The sequence below is a fragment of the Chania multitudinisentens RB-25 genome (assembly GCF_000520015.2).
GTDB lineage: Bacteria > Pseudomonadota > Gammaproteobacteria > Enterobacterales > Enterobacteriaceae > Chania > Chania multitudinisentens.
The window spans coordinates 1,924,202-1,941,086 of record NZ_CP007044.2 but is presented as its reverse complement, the minus strand read 5'-3'; the positions used below and the strand labels follow the sequence as shown (position 1 = coordinate 1,941,086).

The 16,885-nt window shown below is 51.2% G+C and carries 22 protein-coding genes and 1 pseudogene; 17 read left to right on the top strand and 6 right to left on the bottom strand.

Going from position 1 to position 16,885, the window contains the following annotated elements:
* Window positions 1–7: 7 nt before the first annotated feature.
* From endA to ruvX, 5 genes are all read left to right on the top strand, one after another.
* Window positions 8–697: a deoxyribonuclease I gene (gene endA / locus Z042_RS08610; RefSeq protein ID WP_024909908.1), complete on the top strand. Its 690-nt coding sequence runs from the start codon at window positions 8–10 to the stop codon at window positions 695–697.
* Window positions 698–890: 193 nt separating this feature from the next.
* On the top strand, window positions 891–1,622 hold the full coding sequence (gene rsmE, locus Z042_RS08605; RefSeq protein ID WP_024914285.1) for a 16S rRNA (uracil(1498)-N(3))-methyltransferase: 732 nt from the start codon (window positions 891–893) through the stop codon (window positions 1,620–1,622).
* Between the two features lie 33 nt (window positions 1,623–1,655).
* Window positions 1,656–2,606: a glutathione synthase gene (gene gshB / locus Z042_RS08600; protein WP_024914284.1), complete on the top strand. Its 951-nt coding sequence runs from the start codon at window positions 1,656–1,658 to the stop codon at window positions 2,604–2,606.
* A gap of 157 nt (window positions 2,607–2,763) precedes the next feature.
* Window positions 2,764–3,327 carry a YqgE/AlgH family protein gene (locus Z042_RS08595; RefSeq protein WP_024914283.1) on the top strand — a complete coding sequence of 188 codons (564 nt, stop codon included), beginning with the start codon at window positions 2,764–2,766 and terminating at the stop codon, window positions 3,325–3,327.
* Entirely contained in the window at window positions 3,327–3,749 is a 423-nt protein-coding gene (gene ruvX, locus Z042_RS08590) for a Holliday junction resolvase RuvX (RefSeq protein ID WP_024914282.1), read from the top strand. Before Z042_RS08595 ends, ruvX begins: the two co-directional genes overlap by 1 nt.
* A gap of 9 nt (window positions 3,750–3,758) precedes the next feature.
* On the opposite strand, the gene Z042_RS08585 is transcribed toward ruvX, so the two are convergent.
* On the bottom strand, window positions 3,759–4,763 hold the full coding sequence (locus Z042_RS08585) for a type IV pilus twitching motility protein PilT (protein ID WP_024914281.1): 1,005 nt from the start codon (window positions 4,761–4,763) through the stop codon (window positions 3,759–3,761).
* 20 nt (window positions 4,764–4,783) lie between these two features.
* Here Z042_RS08585 and Z042_RS08580 point away from each other — a divergent pair, with 20 nt between their 5' ends.
* The 6 genes from Z042_RS08580 to hemW all read left to right on the top strand — a co-directional run bounded on the left by Z042_RS08580 (window position 4,784) and on the right by hemW (window position 9,017).
* On the top strand, window positions 4,784–5,485 hold the full coding sequence (locus Z042_RS08580) for a YggS family pyridoxal phosphate-dependent enzyme (protein ID WP_024914280.1): 702 nt from the start codon (window positions 4,784–4,786) through the stop codon (window positions 5,483–5,485).
* A gap of 34 nt (window positions 5,486–5,519) precedes the next feature.
* Window positions 5,520–6,341, top strand: coding sequence for a pyrroline-5-carboxylate reductase (gene proC, locus Z042_RS08575; RefSeq protein WP_024914279.1), 822 nt, complete (start codon window positions 5,520–5,522; stop codon window positions 6,339–6,341).
* A gap of 79 nt (window positions 6,342–6,420) precedes the next feature.
* On the top strand, window positions 6,421–6,975 hold the full coding sequence (locus tag Z042_RS08570; RefSeq protein ID WP_024914278.1) for a YggT family protein: 555 nt from the start codon (window positions 6,421–6,423) through the stop codon (window positions 6,973–6,975).
* Entirely contained in the window at window positions 6,972–7,262 is a 291-nt protein-coding gene (yggU, locus tag Z042_RS08565; RefSeq protein ID WP_024914277.1) for a DUF167 family protein YggU, read from the top strand. Before Z042_RS08570 ends, yggU begins: the two co-directional genes overlap by 4 nt.
* A 17-nt stretch (window positions 7,263–7,279) precedes the next feature.
* A complete protein-coding gene (locus Z042_RS08560) occupies window positions 7,280–7,876 on the top strand; it encodes an XTP/dITP diphosphatase (RefSeq protein WP_024914276.1) in 597 nt (198 codons plus the stop codon).
* Window positions 7,866–9,017: a radical SAM family heme chaperone HemW gene (gene hemW / locus Z042_RS08555; protein WP_037407530.1), complete on the top strand. Its 1,152-nt coding sequence runs from the start codon at window positions 7,866–7,868 to the stop codon at window positions 9,015–9,017. Before Z042_RS08560 ends, hemW begins: the two co-directional genes overlap by 11 nt.
* Window positions 9,018–9,088: 71 nt before the next feature.
* Here the strand turns inward: hemW and Z042_RS08550 are convergent, their stop codons facing one another.
* The 3 genes from Z042_RS08550 to Z042_RS08540 all read right to left on the bottom strand — a co-directional run bounded on the left by Z042_RS08550 (window position 9,089) and on the right by Z042_RS08540 (window position 11,189).
* Window positions 9,089–9,805 carry a YggN family protein gene (locus Z042_RS08550; protein ID WP_037407528.1) on the bottom strand — a complete coding sequence of 239 codons (717 nt, stop codon included), beginning with the start codon at window positions 9,803–9,805 and terminating at the stop codon, window positions 9,089–9,091.
* Window positions 9,806–9,845: 40 nt separating this feature from the next.
* A complete protein-coding gene (gene glsB / locus Z042_RS08545) occupies window positions 9,846–10,769 on the bottom strand; it encodes a glutaminase B (protein ID WP_024914273.1) in 924 nt (307 codons plus the stop codon).
* Between the two features lie 93 nt (window positions 10,770–10,862).
* The gene (locus Z042_RS08540) at window positions 10,863–11,189 is read right to left on the bottom strand and encodes a YggL family protein (protein WP_024914272.1); all 327 of its coding nucleotides are present in this window, start codon (window positions 11,187–11,189) and stop codon (window positions 10,863–10,865) included.
* Between the two features lie 273 nt (window positions 11,190–11,462).
* On the opposite strand from Z042_RS08540, the gene Z042_RS24910 reads away from it, so the two are divergent.
* From Z042_RS24910 to Z042_RS08530, 4 genes and pseudogenes are all read left to right on the top strand, one after another.
* A complete protein-coding gene (locus tag Z042_RS24910; protein ID WP_071882810.1) occupies window positions 11,463–11,762 on the top strand; it encodes a DUF2913 family protein in 300 nt (99 codons plus the stop codon).
* Entirely contained in the window at window positions 11,756–12,082 is a 327-nt protein-coding gene (locus Z042_RS25940; protein WP_154666926.1) for a hypothetical protein, read from the top strand. Before Z042_RS24910 ends, Z042_RS25940 begins: the two co-directional genes overlap by 7 nt.
* Window positions 12,083–12,095: 13 nt before the next feature.
* Window positions 12,096–12,410 (top strand): hypothetical protein, encoded by a 315-nt coding sequence (locus tag Z042_RS08535; RefSeq protein WP_024914271.1) that lies wholly within the window; start codon window positions 12,096–12,098, stop codon window positions 12,408–12,410.
* A 207-nt stretch (window positions 12,411–12,617) separates the two neighbouring features.
* Window positions 12,618–13,617: pseudogene (locus tag Z042_RS08530) on the top strand (IS110 family RNA-guided transposase).
* Window positions 13,618–13,988: 371 nt separating this feature from the next.
* Here Z042_RS08530 and Z042_RS25580 read toward each other — a convergent pair.
* Entirely contained in the window at window positions 13,989–14,273 is a 285-nt protein-coding gene (locus Z042_RS25580) for an Arm DNA-binding domain-containing protein (RefSeq protein WP_024914269.1), read from the bottom strand.
* A 271-nt stretch (window positions 14,274–14,544) separates the two neighbouring features.
* Window positions 14,545–15,264, bottom strand: a complete 720-nt coding sequence (trmB, locus tag Z042_RS08520; RefSeq protein WP_024914268.1) for a tRNA (guanosine(46)-N7)-methyltransferase TrmB — start codon at window positions 15,262–15,264, stop codon at window positions 14,545–14,547.
* A 247-nt stretch (window positions 15,265–15,511) separates the two neighbouring features.
* On the opposite strand from trmB, the gene mutY reads away from it, so the two are divergent.
* Window positions 15,512–16,597 (top strand): A/G-specific adenine glycosylase, encoded by a 1,086-nt coding sequence (gene mutY / locus Z042_RS08515; RefSeq protein WP_024914267.1) that lies wholly within the window; start codon window positions 15,512–15,514, stop codon window positions 16,595–16,597.
* Window positions 16,594–16,866 (top strand): oxidative damage protection protein, encoded by a 273-nt coding sequence (locus Z042_RS08510; RefSeq protein WP_024914266.1) that lies wholly within the window; start codon window positions 16,594–16,596, stop codon window positions 16,864–16,866. Before mutY ends, Z042_RS08510 begins: the two co-directional genes overlap by 4 nt.
* Window positions 16,867–16,885 lie beyond the last annotated feature (19 nt).

The following is a 16,885-nucleotide window of genomic DNA, read 5'->3' as shown; positions in this document are numbered from 1 at the left end:
TTGGAATATGCTTCGCAAAATTTTATGTATCGTGCTTTTGGCTATCCCAGGCAGCGTGCTGGCGCAAAACATCAATAACTTCTCCCAAGCTAAAGCAGCCGCGGCCGAGATCAACCAGGATGCGCCCGGCAGTTTCTACTGCGGCTGCAAGATCAATTGGCAAGGTAAGAAAGGTATTCCCGATCTCAGCAGTTGCGGCTATCAGGTGCGAAAAAACGCCCAGCGTGCCGAACGCATTGAATGGGAACATGTAGTACCGGCCTGGCAATTCGGCCACCAGTTACAATGCTGGCAAGACGGTGGGCGTAAGAACTGCAACAAAGATCCCGTTTACCGCCAGATGGAAACTGACTTGCACAACCTGCAACCCGCTATTGGTGAAGTGAATGGCGATCGCAACAATTTTATGTATAGCCAATGGCGCGGTGGTGAAGGCCAATATGGCCAGTGTGCGATGAAAGTTGATTTCAAGAACAAACTGGCTGAACCACCGGCACGTGCGCGCGGTGCGATTGCACGTACTTACTTCTATATGCGCGATCACTATCAGTTACAGCTTTCACGCCAGCAAACTCAACTGTTTGAAGCCTGGAATCGCCAATATCCGGTTACCGCCTGGGAATGCACACGGGAAGCACGTATCGCACTGATCCAGGGTAACCATAACCCTTATATTCAACAGGCTTGCCCGCAATAAAACGGCTAACCTACTCTATACCCGTCATATTTCAAGCCGAGTTTGCCAGGTTACTCGGCCCTTCGGGGCCAACAGAGTTAGTGTTCAAAAACGCGTTGCGTTTTTGAACACTAACTCGAATTATTGAGGGTATCGTTTTTTCACGCCGCCAACAGGCGGCACGGTTTTAGCAAACCAGGATCTGATCATCACTATGCGTATACCTCGCATCTATCATCCAGAACTATTAGTTGCCAACGCAGAAATCGCATTAAGCGAAGATGCCGCCAACCACGTTGGCCGTGTGTTGCGCATGAGCGCCGGGCATGCGCTGCAACTGTTCGATGGCAGCAATCAGGTGTTTGATGCTGAAATCGTCCAGGTAGATAAAAAGAATGTCCGCGTTCGTAGTAGCGCCGGGCAGTTGGAAGATCGCGAATCGCCCCTCAAACTGCACCTCGGTCAGGTGATCTCACGTGGCGAGAAAATGGAATTCACCATTCAGAAATCCATTGAGTTGGGTGTGAACGTCATCACCCCGCTGTTTTCTGAACGCTGTGGCGTTAAATTAGATGGCGAACGTTTGGCAAAGAAGCTGCAACAGTGGCAAAAAATTGCCATTGCCGCCTGTGAACAATGTGGTCGTAACCGCATCCCTGAAATTCGCGCAGTGATGCCGTTAGAAACCTGGTGCGCCGAGCAGGATGGCAGCCTTAAACTGAACCTGCATCCACGGGCCAGCCAGAGCATCAATACTCTACCGTTGCCAGTGAATCATGTTCGTCTGCTGATCGGGCCAGAAGGTGGGTTATCTCGCGATGAAATTGCCATGACCACAGGCTACGGGTTTACTGATATCCTGTTAGGGCCACGCGTTTTGCGTACCGAAACCACAGCACTTACCGCAATTACTGCTTTGCAGGTCCGTTTCGGCGACCTGGGCTAACAGCTTGTTGACACAGGCTTGTAAGGAGAAAAGATGATCAAACTTGGCATCGTGATGGACCCTATTGCCTCCATCAATATCAAGAAAGACACCAGCTTCGCCATGCTGCTCGAAGCACAGCGCCGTGGCTGGGAACTGCATTATATGGAGATGAACGATCTCTATCTGCATGCTGGTGATGGCCGCGCCCGTACACGCCTGCTGAAGGTGCAGGAAGATAAAGAGCACTGGTTCAGTTTCACCGCCGAGCAGGATCTGGCTTTGCAGGATCTGGACGTTATCCTGATGCGTAAAGATCCCCCTTTTGATACCGAATATATCTACGCCACCTATATTCTGGAACGTGCTGAAGTGAAAGGCACTTTGGTGGTCAACAAACCGCAGAGCCTGCGTGACTGCAACGAAAAACTGTTCACCGCCTGGTTCCCAGAACTGACGCCGGACACGCTGGTCAGCCGTAGCGCAGCACATATCCGCAAGTTTCATCAGCAACATGGCGACATTATCCTCAAACCGTTGGACGGTATGGGTGGAGCGTCGATTTTCCGCGTGAAGCAGGATGATCCTAACCTGTCGGTGATTATCGAAACCCTGACCGAGCACGGCAGCCGTTTCTGCATGGCGCAAAACTTCCTGCCCGCCATAAAAGAAGGGGATAAACGTATTCTGGTGGTGGATGGCGAACCGGTGCCTTACTGCCTGGCACGTATTCCGGCCCAAGGAGAAACCCGTGGTAATCTGGCTGCCGGTGGCCGTGGTGAACCTCGCCCGCTAAGCGACAGTGACTGGAAGATTGCCCGTGCAGTGGCACCAACGCTGAAAGAAAAGGGATTGATTTTCGTTGGTTTGGATGTAATTGGCGATCGCCTTACCGAGATCAACGTTACCAGCCCAACCTGCGCCCGTGAAATCGAAGCCGCTTTCCCGGTTTCCATCACCGGTATGCTGATGGATGCGATTGAAAAACGTCTGGCCGCGAAATAAGCAGGGGCTATTTCTCAGTAGCACGGATAATGGGCTGCCGCTATAAGGCTCATTATCCGATAATCCGGGCAACCATACTGGTAACTTGAAAGACCGTGGAGATAGCCGCATACTGGCGGATGTTTACTTTCCAACCAATAAAATCTTACATAACGACATGAATTTACAGCACCACTTCCTCATTGCCATGCCAGGAATGCAAGATCCGCGTTTCAAACATTCGGTGATCTACATTTGTGAACATACTGAAGATGGCGCCATGGGGTTAGTTATTAACAAACCAGTGGAACAGTTCACAGTGGAATCGGTGTTGAGCAAACTCAAAATCACCCCTTCACCACGTGATCCTGCCATCAGCTTGGACAAACCGGTATTTGCCGGTGGGCCACTGGCTGATGATCGTGGTTTTATTCTGCACACGCCGCGTAAAGGATTCAGTTCAAGCATTCAGATTTCACGGCAGACCATGATCACCACCTCAAAAGACGTGTTAGAAACCCTTGGAACCCCAGAACAGCCAGAAGACGTCTTAGTCGCTCTCGGCTATGCCGGTTGGGAAAAAGACCAACTGGAGCAAGAGGTTTTGGATAACGCCTGGCTGACCACCGAAGCCGACACCGATATCTTATTCCATACGCCGATCGCCAGCCGCTGGCGCGAAGCGGCAAACCGCTTGGGTATTGATATTCGCAGCATTGCCAACCAGGCTGGGCATGCCTGATGGCTAACCGCACCATTATTGCCTTCGACTTCGGCACCACCAGCATTGGCGCAGCCATCGGCCAGGAGATCACCGGCACCGCACGCGCCTTGGCAGCGTTTAAAGCACAGGACGGCACCCCTGACTGGCAGAAAGTTGAGCGGCTACTGAAAGAGTGGCAGCCGGATTTAGTGGTGGTCGGCCTGCCGCTGAATATGGATGGTACTGAACAACCCCTGACCGAACGTGCACGTAAATTTGCCAACCGCCTGCATGGCCGGTTCGGTGTGCAAATCGCCTTGCATGATGAACGCCTGAGTACCGTTGAGGCTCGCGCTCACCTGTTTGATCGCGGTGGTTTCCGCGCCTTGGATAAAGGCAGCGTTGACTCGGCTTCCGCCGTCGTGATCCTGGAAAGCTGGTTCGAGCAGCAACTGAGCTAACCGTGTCACCTAAGCCGCTCCGCTGAGCAAACCTGCCTGAATACGCTGCTGTAAACCCTGCTCAAAGGTCTGCATGCCTGACTGTGCACCGGTTTGCAATACGCTGGCAAGTTGGTGCGTTTTACCTTCGCGGATCATGCTACTCACTGCGGCAGTCGCAGTGAGGATCTCATAAATTGCCACCCGCCCACCGCCAGGTTTACTCAACAGCTTTTGCGCAATCACCGCCTGCAAGCTGTTTGCCAGTTGCGCCCGAACGTAAGGCTTTTCCTCTACCGGGAATACATCCACCAACCGTTCTACCGCCTGCGGCGCACTGCGGGTATGCAACGTCGCCAATACCAGGTGGCCGGTTTCTGCCGCAGTCAACGCTAGCCGGATCGTGGCGGTATCGCGCAGTTCCCCCAGCAGGATCACATCGGGATCTTCACGCAGCGCTGCCCGCAGTGCCTCATCAAAGCTGCGGGTATCGCGCCCCAGTTCACGCTGCTGGATCAGGGAACGCTGGCTGTGGTGGATAAACTCAATCGGATCTTCCAGCGTTAGAATATGGCGGCGCTGATGCTGGTTGATAAAATCAATCATCGCTGCCAGGGTGGTGGATTTACCGCTTCCAGTCGCTCCAGTAACCAAAATCAGGCCATCTTCCCGCTGGATCAGCGCCGGAATGATCTCGGGGGTTTCCAGTTCGGCCAAGGTCGGGCATGCACTGGCAATCCGGCGCAAGGCGATGGACACCCCGCCATTCTGTAAAAAGAAATTGGCGCGCAAGCGGCTGCCACCCGCCAATGTCAAAGCCAGATCGAGCTGGCCACTCCCCTGTAGCTGCTGCCGTTGCTCCTGCGTCAACAATGTTTCGCACCAGCCAGCCATCTGTGAGTGCGAAACCGCTTCTATTTCTTCTACTGGCCGCAATTCACCATCAATACGCAGCATCGGCTGATGACCGGTACAAAGGTGCAGATCGGAGGCATTATGTTTTACACTAAGAACCACCAACTTATCGATATCCATATCAATCTCCTGGGTCAACAATGAGCACTATCCAACAGAACTTGCAGGATGTCAGGAGCCATATTGCTGCGGCAGCTCAACGCTGCGCACGTGCTCCAGAAGAAGTGACATTGCTTGCAGTCAGTAAAACCAAGCCTGTGGAAGCGATCGCAAAAGCCATCGCGGCAGGCCAGCGCGCATTCGGCGAAAATTACGTGCAGGAAGGCGTAGACAAGATCCGGTATTTTTCTCAATTACCAGCAGGAAGTGGATTGGAATGGCACTTTATCGGCCCCTTGCAATCCAACAAAAGCAAACAGGTGGCAGAGCACTTCGCCTGGTGCCACACCCTTGACCGCCTGCGTATCGCCCAGCGCCTGAGCGATCAGCGCCCGGTAGGTATGTCAGCGCTTAATGTGCTGATCCAGATAAATATCAGCGATGAGCAAAGCAAATCTGGCATTGTATTGGATGAACTGCCCGCGCTGGCCGCAGCGATAGCCGCCTTGCCCAATGTCACGTTGCGCGGCCTGATGGCTATCCCGGCACCAGAAACTGACTATCAGCGCCAAGTGGCGGTCTTCGGGCTGATGCATGACGCCTTTCTGGCTCTTAAGCAGCACTATCCACAGGTGGATACGTTGTCGATGGGCATGACTGACGATATGGCCGCCGCTATCGCCGCTGGCAGCACGATGGTGCGTATTGGCACCGCCATTTTCGGAGCCCGTGACTATACGTAGGTCGGTGGGCACAACTGAATTAACGAGGGATTTGATGCAACATCGCAAGATTACCTTTATTGGTGCCGGTAACATGGCACGCGCTATTATCGCTGGCCTGGTTGCTGGCGGTTATCCGGCAACGCTCATCAGCGTTTGCGCACCTTCTTCAAAGAATCGTGATGCACTGGCTACCGATTATGGCATCATCAGCAGCGCGAACAATATTGCCTGCGCGCAGGAAGCCGATGTGGTGGTGCTGGCAGTAAAACCACAAATGATGGCAGACGTTTGCAAACCGTTGCAGGAACAGATTGATCTCTCCGGTAAACTGGTGCTGTCCATCGCCGCCGGGATTTTGGTCAGCCGTTTCTATCAGATGCTGGGTGAACCACTGAACATTGTGCGTATTATGCCCAACACCCCATCGTTAGTAGGTAAGGGCATGAGCGGGCTGTATGCTCCCCCCCAGGTCAGCCAAGCAGATCGCGATTACACCCGCGATCTGATGAGTTCAGTCGGGAAAGTGTGTTGGGTTGCAGACGAAAACGGCATTAACGGGGTGATTGCCGCTGCGGGCAGTGCACCCGCTTATTTCTTCCTGTTTATGGATGCCATGCAACAGGAAGCTGAACGCATGGGCTTTAGCCACCAAGCGGCACGCGAACTGGTGCAGCAGGCCGCCATCGGCGCTGCGGCACTGGCGGCCGCCAACCCGGAAATACCGTTGTCTACATTGCGCGAGCAGGTAACATCCAAAGGGGGCACCACCGCAGAAGCCTTGCGGGTGTTCAACGAACAACAACTGCCTGCCACCGTTGCTAAAGCGATGCAGGCAGCCGTTTCCCGCGCACAGGAAATGGAAAAGCTATTTTAATGATACCCTATGAATTTCAGGCAACAACCGCCTGAAAAATAAAGGGGATAACCAAGAGTTAAGGAAAAGGGTAACTCACATGCTAACGCTGACTTTCCTGGTCAAAACCGTTGTTGATATTTACGTGATGGTGCTGTTGCTGCGCATTTGGATGCAATTAACACGTACTGACTTTTATAATCCGTTCTCGCAGTTCGTGGTAAAAATCACCCAGCCGATCGTGGGCCCGTTGCGCCGCATCATTCCTGCGCTGGGGCCGATAGACAGCGCATCGTTGCTGTTGGCATTTCTGCTGATGGCTATCAAATATCCACTGTTGTTGTTGATTCAAAGCGGTACCCTTGCGCTGAGTCCGTACAATCTATTGTTTGGCCTGATCTCACTGCTCAAATCCGCCGGTTATGTGATCTTCTGGGTGATGATTATCCGCGCCCTGATGAGTTGGATCAGCCAGGGTCGCAGCCCGATCGATTATGTGATGTATCAACTCACCGAGCCGTTGATGGCACCGATCCGCCGCATCATTCCTGCCATGGGCGGGATTGATTTTTCTGCCATGGTGGTGATTCTTATTCTGTACCTCCTCAACTATCTGGGTATGGATATGTTCGGCGAACTCTGGCTTCAACTGTGAGTGCAGTCACCCCTGTGCTGGACGGGCTGGCTATCAGGCTTTATATTCAGCCGAAAGCCAGCCGCGATCAGATTATCGGTCTGCATGGCGATGAAATAAAAGTCGCCATCACGGCACCGCCCGTTGACGGCCAGGCCAACGCCCATCTGATCAAGTTTATCGCCAAGCAGTTCAAGGTGGCGAAAAGTAATGTGGTGATTGAGAAAGGCGAACTGGGCCGGCATAAACAGCTACGCATCATCAACCCGCAACAGATCCCTGCCGCGATCGCAGCGCTTATGGGTTAATTTTCAAGGTAATCATTATGCAAAAAGTCGTTCTTGCCACCGGGAACCCCGGTAAAGTGCGTGAACTCGCCAGCCTGCTCGCCGATTTCGGCCTGGATGTGATAGCCCAAACCGAACTGGGCGTAGACTCCGCCGAAGAAACCGGGCTGACGTTTATCGAAAACGCCATCCTGAAAGCCCGCCATGCCGCGCAGATCACCGGCCTGCCCGCAATTGCCGACGATTCAGGCCTGGCCGTTGATGCACTGGGCGGTGCTCCGGGCATTTATTCCGCACGTTATGCAGGTGTCGATGCCAGTGACCAGCAGAACCTGGAGAAACTGCTGGTGGCGTTGCAAGACGTGCCACCAGGCCAACGCGCGGCGCAATTCCATTGTGTGCTGGTATACATGCGCCATGCGGAAGATCCAACCCCATTGGTGTTCCATGGTTCTTGGGCGGGTGAAGTGACCTTTAAATCTGCCGGTGAAGGCGGTTTTGGTTACGATCCAATCTTCTACGTGCCGGAGTTGGGCTGTACGGCAGCGGAACTGTCACGGGATGAGAAAAGTGCCGTGTCACACCGAGGCAAAGCCTTGCAACTGATGTTGGCAGCCTTGCGTAATGCCCACTAACCCTGTGCAACTACCACCGCTCAGCCTGTACATTCATATTCCCTGGTGCGTACAGAAATGTCCGTACTGCGATTTCAACTCGCACGCCTTAAAGGGCGAAGTACCGCACCAAGAATATGTTGATCACCTGCTGGCCGATCTGGATGCCGATCTGCCGCTCACCAGTAGCCGTGAAATCAGCACTATTTTTATTGGCGGCGGCACGCCAAGCCTGCTGAGTGCCGAAGCCATGCAGGCCTTACTGGACGGAGTGCGTGCACGGATTCACGTGGCTGCCGATGCGGAGATCACCATGGAAGCCAACCCCGGTACCGTGGAAGCCGATCGCTTCAGCGGCTATCAGCGCGCCGGGGTGAACCGCATTTCGATCGGCGTGCAAAGTTTCAGCGCCGAGAAGCTAACGCGCTTGGGGCGCATCCACGGGCCGGATGAGGCCAAACGTGCGGCGCATCTGGCTACCGGCCTGGGCCTGCGCAGTTTCAACCTCGATCTGATGCACGGCCTGCCGGATCAATCACTGGCAGAAGCCCTGGACGATTTACGCCAGGCAATTGCCCTTAATCCGCCGCATCTGTCATGGTATCAGCTCACTATTGAGCCAAATACCCTGTTCAGTTCGCGCCCACCGGTGCTGCCAGATGATGACGCACTGTGGGATATCTTTCAGCAAGGGCACGAGCTGCTAAGGGCCGCCGGTTATCAGCAATATGAAACCTCTGCCTATGCCAAACCAGGTTATCAGTGCCAGCATAACCTCAATTATTGGCGTTTTGGCGACTATCTGGGGATTGGCTGCGGCGCACATGGCAAATTGACGTTCAGCGACGGCCGCATTCTGCGCACCGCCAAAACCAAACATCCACGCGGTTTTATGCGCGGTGAATACCGGGATAAACTGCATGAAGTCGCGCTGCATGATCGGCCATTCGAGTTCTTTATGAACCGTTTTCGCCTGCTGGAAGCGGCACCGCGCGCCGAATTTGCCCGCTACACCGGGTTGGATGAAAGCGTGATCCGTACCTCGTTGGACGTAGCACTGGCGCAAGGTTACCTGGAGGAGACGGCGGAACACTGGCAGATTACGGAAAAAGGTAAGTTGTTCCTTAACTCGCTACTGGAACTTTTTCTGCCGGACGAGTAAACAAAAAGCGCTGAGAGTTCAGCGCTTTTCTGGTTCTTTCCAAACGAGTTCTGCGGCGTGCAGGCTGATAATTACTTCAACGCATTAAGCAGATTCTTGCGTTGAGTTTCCAGCGCTGTAACGCGTTTGCACACGTCATTACCGAAGTTTTGGAAATCCTGCTCCTGATTATTCCATTCGTTCTGAATCGCCTGTTGCAAACCACCCAGGTTCCCCATCAGCGCCTGTAACGGATTACCGTTGCCACTCGTCGCCTGTTTAACCCCCATTTCGTTCAAACTATCTTGCAACACACCGCCCATACTCTGCTGGACAATGTTGCGCCCGTCCTGTTCCACCTGAGCGATGGCCTTATGGTGAAAAGCCAAACCATCACTGCGCTGTTCGATAATGCGGTTCATCTGTTGTTTAAGCTGATTGTCGAGCGTGGTCAAACGGTTACGTACATTACTGCCGCTGCCCAACTGCTGCACAATCACGTTATCCAATGCGACACGCGCCCTTTCCAAATACTGCCGCGCATGCTGATCAATCCAGGGTAACTCTTTTCGCAACGCGCTCTGATAGCTGAAAGCCTTCTGGCGTTGAACGTCATTAAGGCTAAGCTCCTGCCCGTTACGGGTGATGTCGCCATCAGGGGAAATCTGCAAGTTACCGCTGGCTCCTACCACCTGCACCATTTGTGGGCTGATAATCACGTCATCCTGGGGGTTAACGTTACACTGATAGACGGCATGCGCCTGCGAAGCTGTTAACAACAGCAAAGCTAACCCGGCTTTCTTTAACATCATTTCTCCTGACTCTCTTCCAGCAGCGTTTACAATGGGATTAAAAAATCGAACGGCTAATGCGTTGAGACAACAGTTCCAGTGCCGCAGTTCCCGCCAACGAGTTGCCGGAGATATCCAGCTCAGGTGACCAAACGGCAATTGATAACTCATCCGGCACAATCGCGATAATGCCGCCCCCGACACCAGATTTACCCGGCATGCCGACACGGTAAGCAAACTCACCGGCACCATCATACATACCGCTGGTCATCATCAGTGCGTTAATCTGCCGCGCCTGCAATGGGCTGATGACCTCATTGCCATTCAGCGCACGCCCCTGATTGGCCAGATAGACAAAGCAGCGCGCCAGTTCCACGCAACTCATGCGTAACGCACAGTAATGAAAATAGGTTTGCAGCACGGTCAGCACATCATTCTCAAAATTGCCAAATGATTTCATCAGGTAAGCGATAGCCGCATTGCGATCGGAGTGTTCGAACTCAGAACGCGCCACGCGAATATCGTATAACAGGTCATTCTCACCGGCCAATTGGCGCACCACTTCCAACATGCGCTGTTTAGGTGCACTGAAACGGCTTTGCAGCATATCGCACACCACCAGCGCGCCAGGGTTGATAAACGGGTTGCGCGGTTTGCCCTGCTCCATTTCCAGTTGTAGCAGCGAATTGAACGGCAAACCGGAAGGCTCTTTCCCTACCCGCTGCCAGATCTCGCTTTCCTGATAGCGCATCAGCGCCAGCGTCAGGCTCAACACTTTGGAAATCGACTGGATCGAAAACCGCTCCGTGGCATCACCGGCCTGGAATATTTCACCATCGACGGTACACACGGCGATTGCCAAATGCTCCGCTGCCACCTCCGCCAACGCAGGAATATAGTCCGCAACCTTACCTTGGCCAATCAACGGGCGAACCTGTTGCAGGATCTCGTCCAGCAATGCGTTATCCAATGTTGTTACCATTGTGGTTACACTCCAGATAAAGCAAAGGTGCCATTAAGGCACCTTCAATCAGCATTTATCACGCAGCCGCCTGCCGCGCCGATCGGGCAGAAATCAATCCCACCAGATATCAAACAGTTCGCTGACCTTCACTTCGCTCAGCTTACGCGCTTCCAGCCAGTTTTTGACCAGCTCACGCTGTTCGTCGGTGCAATTGCTGATCCTCTGCTGGCAAATCAAGCCTTCCCATTGCAGGTAGCCACTGCCATCAAACGCCAGCCCGTTTGGCTCGATCACTTCATCGATAAAAGCATCCAACGTGCTATCGATATCTTCAACAGCGGTGCCTTCGGCAAAATGCCAAGCCACGGAAAAACCCTGTTCCTGAAACTCTGCAATATGCAGCTTTTTACGTAAACGACGACTGCGGTTCTTAGCCATTATTCCATCCTATTTGATTTTAATGGTATTTTTAGACGAATTAAATGAAAGTTAAACTTTAACCTACATTTAATTAAGTGTCTGATTTTCAGGTGGTTAGCAATAGCACAAGTTTAGCAGCTACCAACAGATGTACCTAGCTTACCTTCACTCATTTGAGGTTGCCACTGCCACCAAGCCTAAATACCATCACCATCAGTTTTAATCAGCTTTAGTGGCATCAATGGCAACACCTCCTGACCAAACCACCCACGACCTTGCTCATCTCACTTTTTGTGCTCTTGTTGCGTTGCAAACCGCTGTTCAGGACGGTGCTGTGGCCTCCACCATCTTTTCATCGTCCGTTGGCTAGCTACAGCCCAAAAACAGAGACGTTTTTCCAAGACAGTCGCGATTGATATTCAACCGCTGTTGGAAAAGGGCCGTAAGCAAGGTATAAGGGCCAAACTCAAATCTCATCTCGCATACGTTTGGCGTTCATGCAGCGGCGATATAGTGCAACAAAGTGACCTCTTTAAGCTGACATACACGCTTGAGAACCTCAAAATGATGCGCGAGAAGCCAGATTGTTAGAGCGATTGCAAAATATTTTTGGGAAAGATAATGTTTTGAGTCAGCGACATTTACATAATTCTGATGGAAAAATAGTTGGTCTTGTTGATGATGCTATTCAGGTCGGTAGCACAAAAGGTTCTCGAATTCTTGATTTTGTAGTTAAGACTAAAGATGGCTGGAAAGGTATCAAAGTAACCAGTAAAACAGCATCTAAAGTTGCTCAATCTGCAAAAGAGGAGATTATTCGATCTGCCGGAGGTGGTTTTTTTCGCCATCCAGTAACAAAAGAGTTGATAGAACTTTCTGATGACGCATCTAGAATAATTCACCTTAATTAGTAGGGGTAGCAAAATGAATTTATTAAGATTTAATTACTCAAGTTTATTAAAAAGAAGTAAAAATTTATCTTATCGCGAGCAAATAACTAATATAACAAAAATATTAATGACCTTTCTCAAGGAAAATAATTTGGTTACATTAGAACCGTTTAAAGAAGATGGTAGTTTGAAAGATGATCTTGCCTTGTATAGTTCTGATTTAACAGAGAATGGCAATCTTTTGTTTAAAGAATATTATCCAAAATGGTCTGGATATATTGACCGTGGAGGGGATTTTAATAATACGAAAATATTGAGTGATGGTTTGAGTATATTGAAGAATAGATAAATAAAAATACCGGGTAGAAAATTAAATTTTCCTGACTATTTTTTGTACTTACCAGTTGATCACAGCCTTAAACTCTCATTCCCCGGATCGCCGCCTTAGCGGCGTTCTTTATATCGCGGTTAACCTGTAGTGATGTGATGGACGCCCCTTCTTAAGGTGGTCAGTGCCATACTTTTACTGACTGTATTGCTCCGGGAGTAACATCACATGAATACGATCAGAGTTGTTGGTATCGATATTGCCAAATCTGTTTTTCAGGTATGTGTCTGGATGGTCGATGGTTCCGTTGCCTGGAACAGAAAAATATCGCGTCAGAGATTGCTGGATACGCTTCGCCAGTTTAAACCGGGTACTTTAATCGCGATGGAAGCCTGTTCAACCTCTCATTACTGGGGCCGTACTCTCGGTGCTATGGGATTCAGCGTAAGGCTTATCCCTGCCCAGCACGTGAAAGTGTAGTCCCTCCAGTTTTTAGTACCACCGCCCGGGGATCCACTTTGTTTCGGTCAAAACCACGGGGCAGCAGGATCTCAAAGCGCTGCGCAATACCCGCCAACTTAGGGTTGAGCAGAGAACCGCGCTGGCTAACCAGCTTCGTTCTCTGCTCGCTGAATATGGGCTCATTATTCCTGTCGGGCTCCAATGTCTCCGGCAGCAGCTACCCGCGCTTATTGAAGACGCATCCAATGACTTAACTTTCACGCTTCGCCGTTTACTTTCTTCATTGCGCGAAGAGATGCAGGCGCTGAATGAACGCGTCACCGGTTTGGATAAAGAAATTGCTGCATTGTCGTCACAACAGACAGCCTATCGTCATTTATTAACGACCCCGGGTGTCGGCCCACTTATCGCTGCGGCTTTCATCAGTGAAGTAGATGCTGCGCAGTTCTCCAGCGGAAGATAATTATTCGCCTGGTGCGGTCTGGTTCCCCGGCAGCACAGTTCGGGAGGGAAGCAAAGATTGTCCTCTGTGACAAAAAATGGCAATCGCAGCCTGAGAACACTGATCATCCATGGCGCACGCTCAGTGATGCGATGCGATGCGATGCGTGAAAAAACGTAACGACAGCCTGGGCCATTGGCTAAAAAGGTTGGAGGCCCGACGAGAGTTTCTAAAGCTTTAGCGAATAAACTGACCCGGATCATCTGGCGCATATTGACCGATGACGTTGATTTTAATATGAAAAAGGCATTTGCTGTGAGTTAATGCAATACGGCGTTAAAAAAATATGTCTCTCTGAGTTTGCAAGCACTGATGAGAAAACGGCTACCGTCCCTGTAACAGCCTGAAGTGATCCTGGGTAATCAAATACCGGTGTAGTGATAAGGAAACAGGGCTCGGATAACATCATGGCGAGGGTAATTTACCCATCAGCGATGCCGGATATATGGTCGCAAACCGTATCGAACCAGTACTTGTAATACCCGGGGCGTCCATATATGGATCACAAAATTAGAGCACCGGGATACTTACAATCATACGTCGGCATATGTATTGTCCTCCGACTTTCCGCGCTCCTTGAATAATTTTTCCGTCTTTCCCTTTGCGATCTTCAATGCGCTGAGTGAGGTACAGTTCTACCAAATCTCGGACAGTGAATACAGCTTGCTGTTTTTCAGCTTTGCTTTCTGTTCACTGGAAGGACAACGACCTTCATTCTTTATCTGCTTAAGCGCTTGCAGTTCAGCACGAGCCTGTGCCAAAGAAATATTAAGGACGTGACCGATATGAACTTGGACGAGCTTGCCACTGAGGGGATTGGTATAGCGGTAGAAGAAAGACTTAATTCCGGTAACACCACAACTGAGCCGTAATTCACGGTTTTCGCCAGTATCAGCTTTGTCTTTGTCACCGGGCTTCAATAGCTTTAGTTGACAGTGGTTTTTTCTCTAATTTTTCCAACTAGTTAGCTCCATGAGTGTCATTGTTACATGACACTCATTATACCATAGGCAAATTGGCAAGCTACATTTTGACCTACATTAAAATGTAGGATTTAGTGGTTTTGAGTGGGATTTGATGAAACAACAAGAAACAACAAACCCCAAATAAAACATTTAAAAATCAAACAAATAAATTAATTTAATCGTTGATTTCACCACTAAAAATCAGAATAGAAACAATAATTAGCCATTATTCCATCCTCTCAAACATCAGATCCCAAACGCCATGACCCAGACGCTGGCCACGTAATTCAAATTTCGTTAATGGACGTGAATCTGGGCGCGGCACGTAATCATGGTTCTTGGAAAGATTACGATATCCTGCATTACCATTCATCACCTCCAGCATATGTTCTGCATAGGGTTGCCAGTCGGTGGCCATATGGAAAACACCACCCACTTTTAATTTACTCAATACCAGTTCAACAAACGGCGGCTGCACTATGCGGCGCTTGTTGTGGCGTGCTTTGTGCCACGGATCCGGGAAAAACAACTGCACCATATCCAGTGAACCGTTCGGGATCATGTTCTGCAACACTTCCACCGCGTCATGGCACATCACCCGCAGGTTACTCAACTCTGCTTCGTGAGCATCGGCCAGGCAGGCACCAACGCCCGGTGAATGAACTTCAATCCCTAAGAAATTCTGCTGCGGGTTATGGCTTGCCATGGTGACCAGCGAAGCCCCCATGCCAAAACCAATCTCCAGCACGGTTGGCGCTGCGCGGCCAAACAAAGTGGCAATCTCGACAGGCGCAGCCTGATATTCCACTCCCATCACCGGCCAATAGTGGTCCAGCGCATACTGCTGGCCTTTGGTCAGCCGCCCCTGGCGGCGAACAAAACTACGGATACGGCGCATCGCACGGCCGTTCTCATCAAATTCCGGGGAGATGACGTCATTAATCATAGTGCTTTCTGTCTGTTTGGCTGCCAATTAGTCGGGATACTCTGCATAATTCGAGTTGGGCCGGATAACATGGCAAGCTCGGTTTGAAATATGACGAGTAGAAATGCGCATTATGCAAAGATACCTCGGTTTAGCAAGCGTTCATCACCATACCAGGTGTGCTGCGCCGGAAAGTTCCGGTTTACAGCACTCTTACTCTATGCTGGAATCGCGCATCCATTAATCAGCCAGATAGCGAAACCTGCTTATGATGCAAGCGCAACAGTTCTCGCACGTGGTGCTTGACTGGTACCAGCGCTACGGCCGCAAGACACTGCCGTGGCAACTCGATAAAACGCCTTATCAAGTATGGCTCTCTGAGGTGATGTTGCAACAAACTCAGGTTGCCACCGTTATTCCTTATTTTCAGCGATTTATGACACGTTTTCCGCACGTGCGTGCCCTTGCGGAAGCGCCGTTGGATGAAGTTCTGCATCTGTGGACCGGGTTGGGTTACTACGCCCGCGCCAGAAATCTGCATAAAGCGGCTCAGACTATTGTTGCACAGCACGGCGGCGAGTTCCCGACAACCTTTGCTGAAATCGTCGATCTGCCCGGCGTAGGCCGTTCAACCGCCGGGGCGATTCTCTCTTTGGCGCTGGGACAGCATTACCCGATCCTTGACGGCAACGTGAAGCGCGTACTGGCTCGCTGTTACACCATTGAGGGCTGGCCGGGCAAAAAAGAGGTGGAAAACCGCCTCTGGCAGATCAGTGAAGAAGTGACGCCAGCGCAAAGCGTCGGCCAGTTCAATCAGGCGATGATGGATCTGGGAGCGATGGTTTGCACCCGTTCCAAGCCGAAATGCGATTTATGCCCGCTCAAGGTCGGCTGCCTCGCTAACGGCAACAGCAGTTGGGCCAAATATCCAGGCAAAAAGCCCAAGCAAACGCTGCCGGAGAAAACCGCTTACTTCTTATTACTGCAACACGGCGATGGCGTGTGGCTGGAACAGCGCCCAGGCAGCGGGTTGTGGGGTGGCCTGTTCTGTTTCCCACAGTTCAGTGCGCGCATTGATTTGGAATTCTGGTTACAGCAGCGCGGCTTGCAGGGTAATTCTCTGGCGCAATTGACCGCTTTTCGTCACACTTTCAGCCATTTCCATCTGGATATTGTGCCAATGTGGTTGAGCATCAATAAAGCAACGGGTGCCATGGATGAGGGTGCCGGTCTCTGGTATAACTTAGCGCAGCCGCCATCGGTCGGGCTGGCCGCACCGGTCGAACGCCTGTTGCAACAACTGGCAAAGCAGCCACCGCTCCACAATAGCGCCATTGATGAGGAATTAGCATGAGCAGAACCATTTTTTGTACCTTCCTACAGCGCGATGCCGAAGGGCAGGACTTCCAACTCTATCCAGGTGATATTGGTAAACGCATCTTCAACGAGATCTCCAAAGAAGCCTGGGGTGAATGGATGAAAAAGCAAACCATGCTGATCAACGAGAAAAAGCTCAATATGATGAACGTTGACGATCGCAAACTGCTGGAAGCAGAGATGATAAGATTCCTGTTCGAAGGGCACGACGTCCATATCGAAGGTTATACACCGCCGAGCGAATAATATTATCAGGGCCAAACGT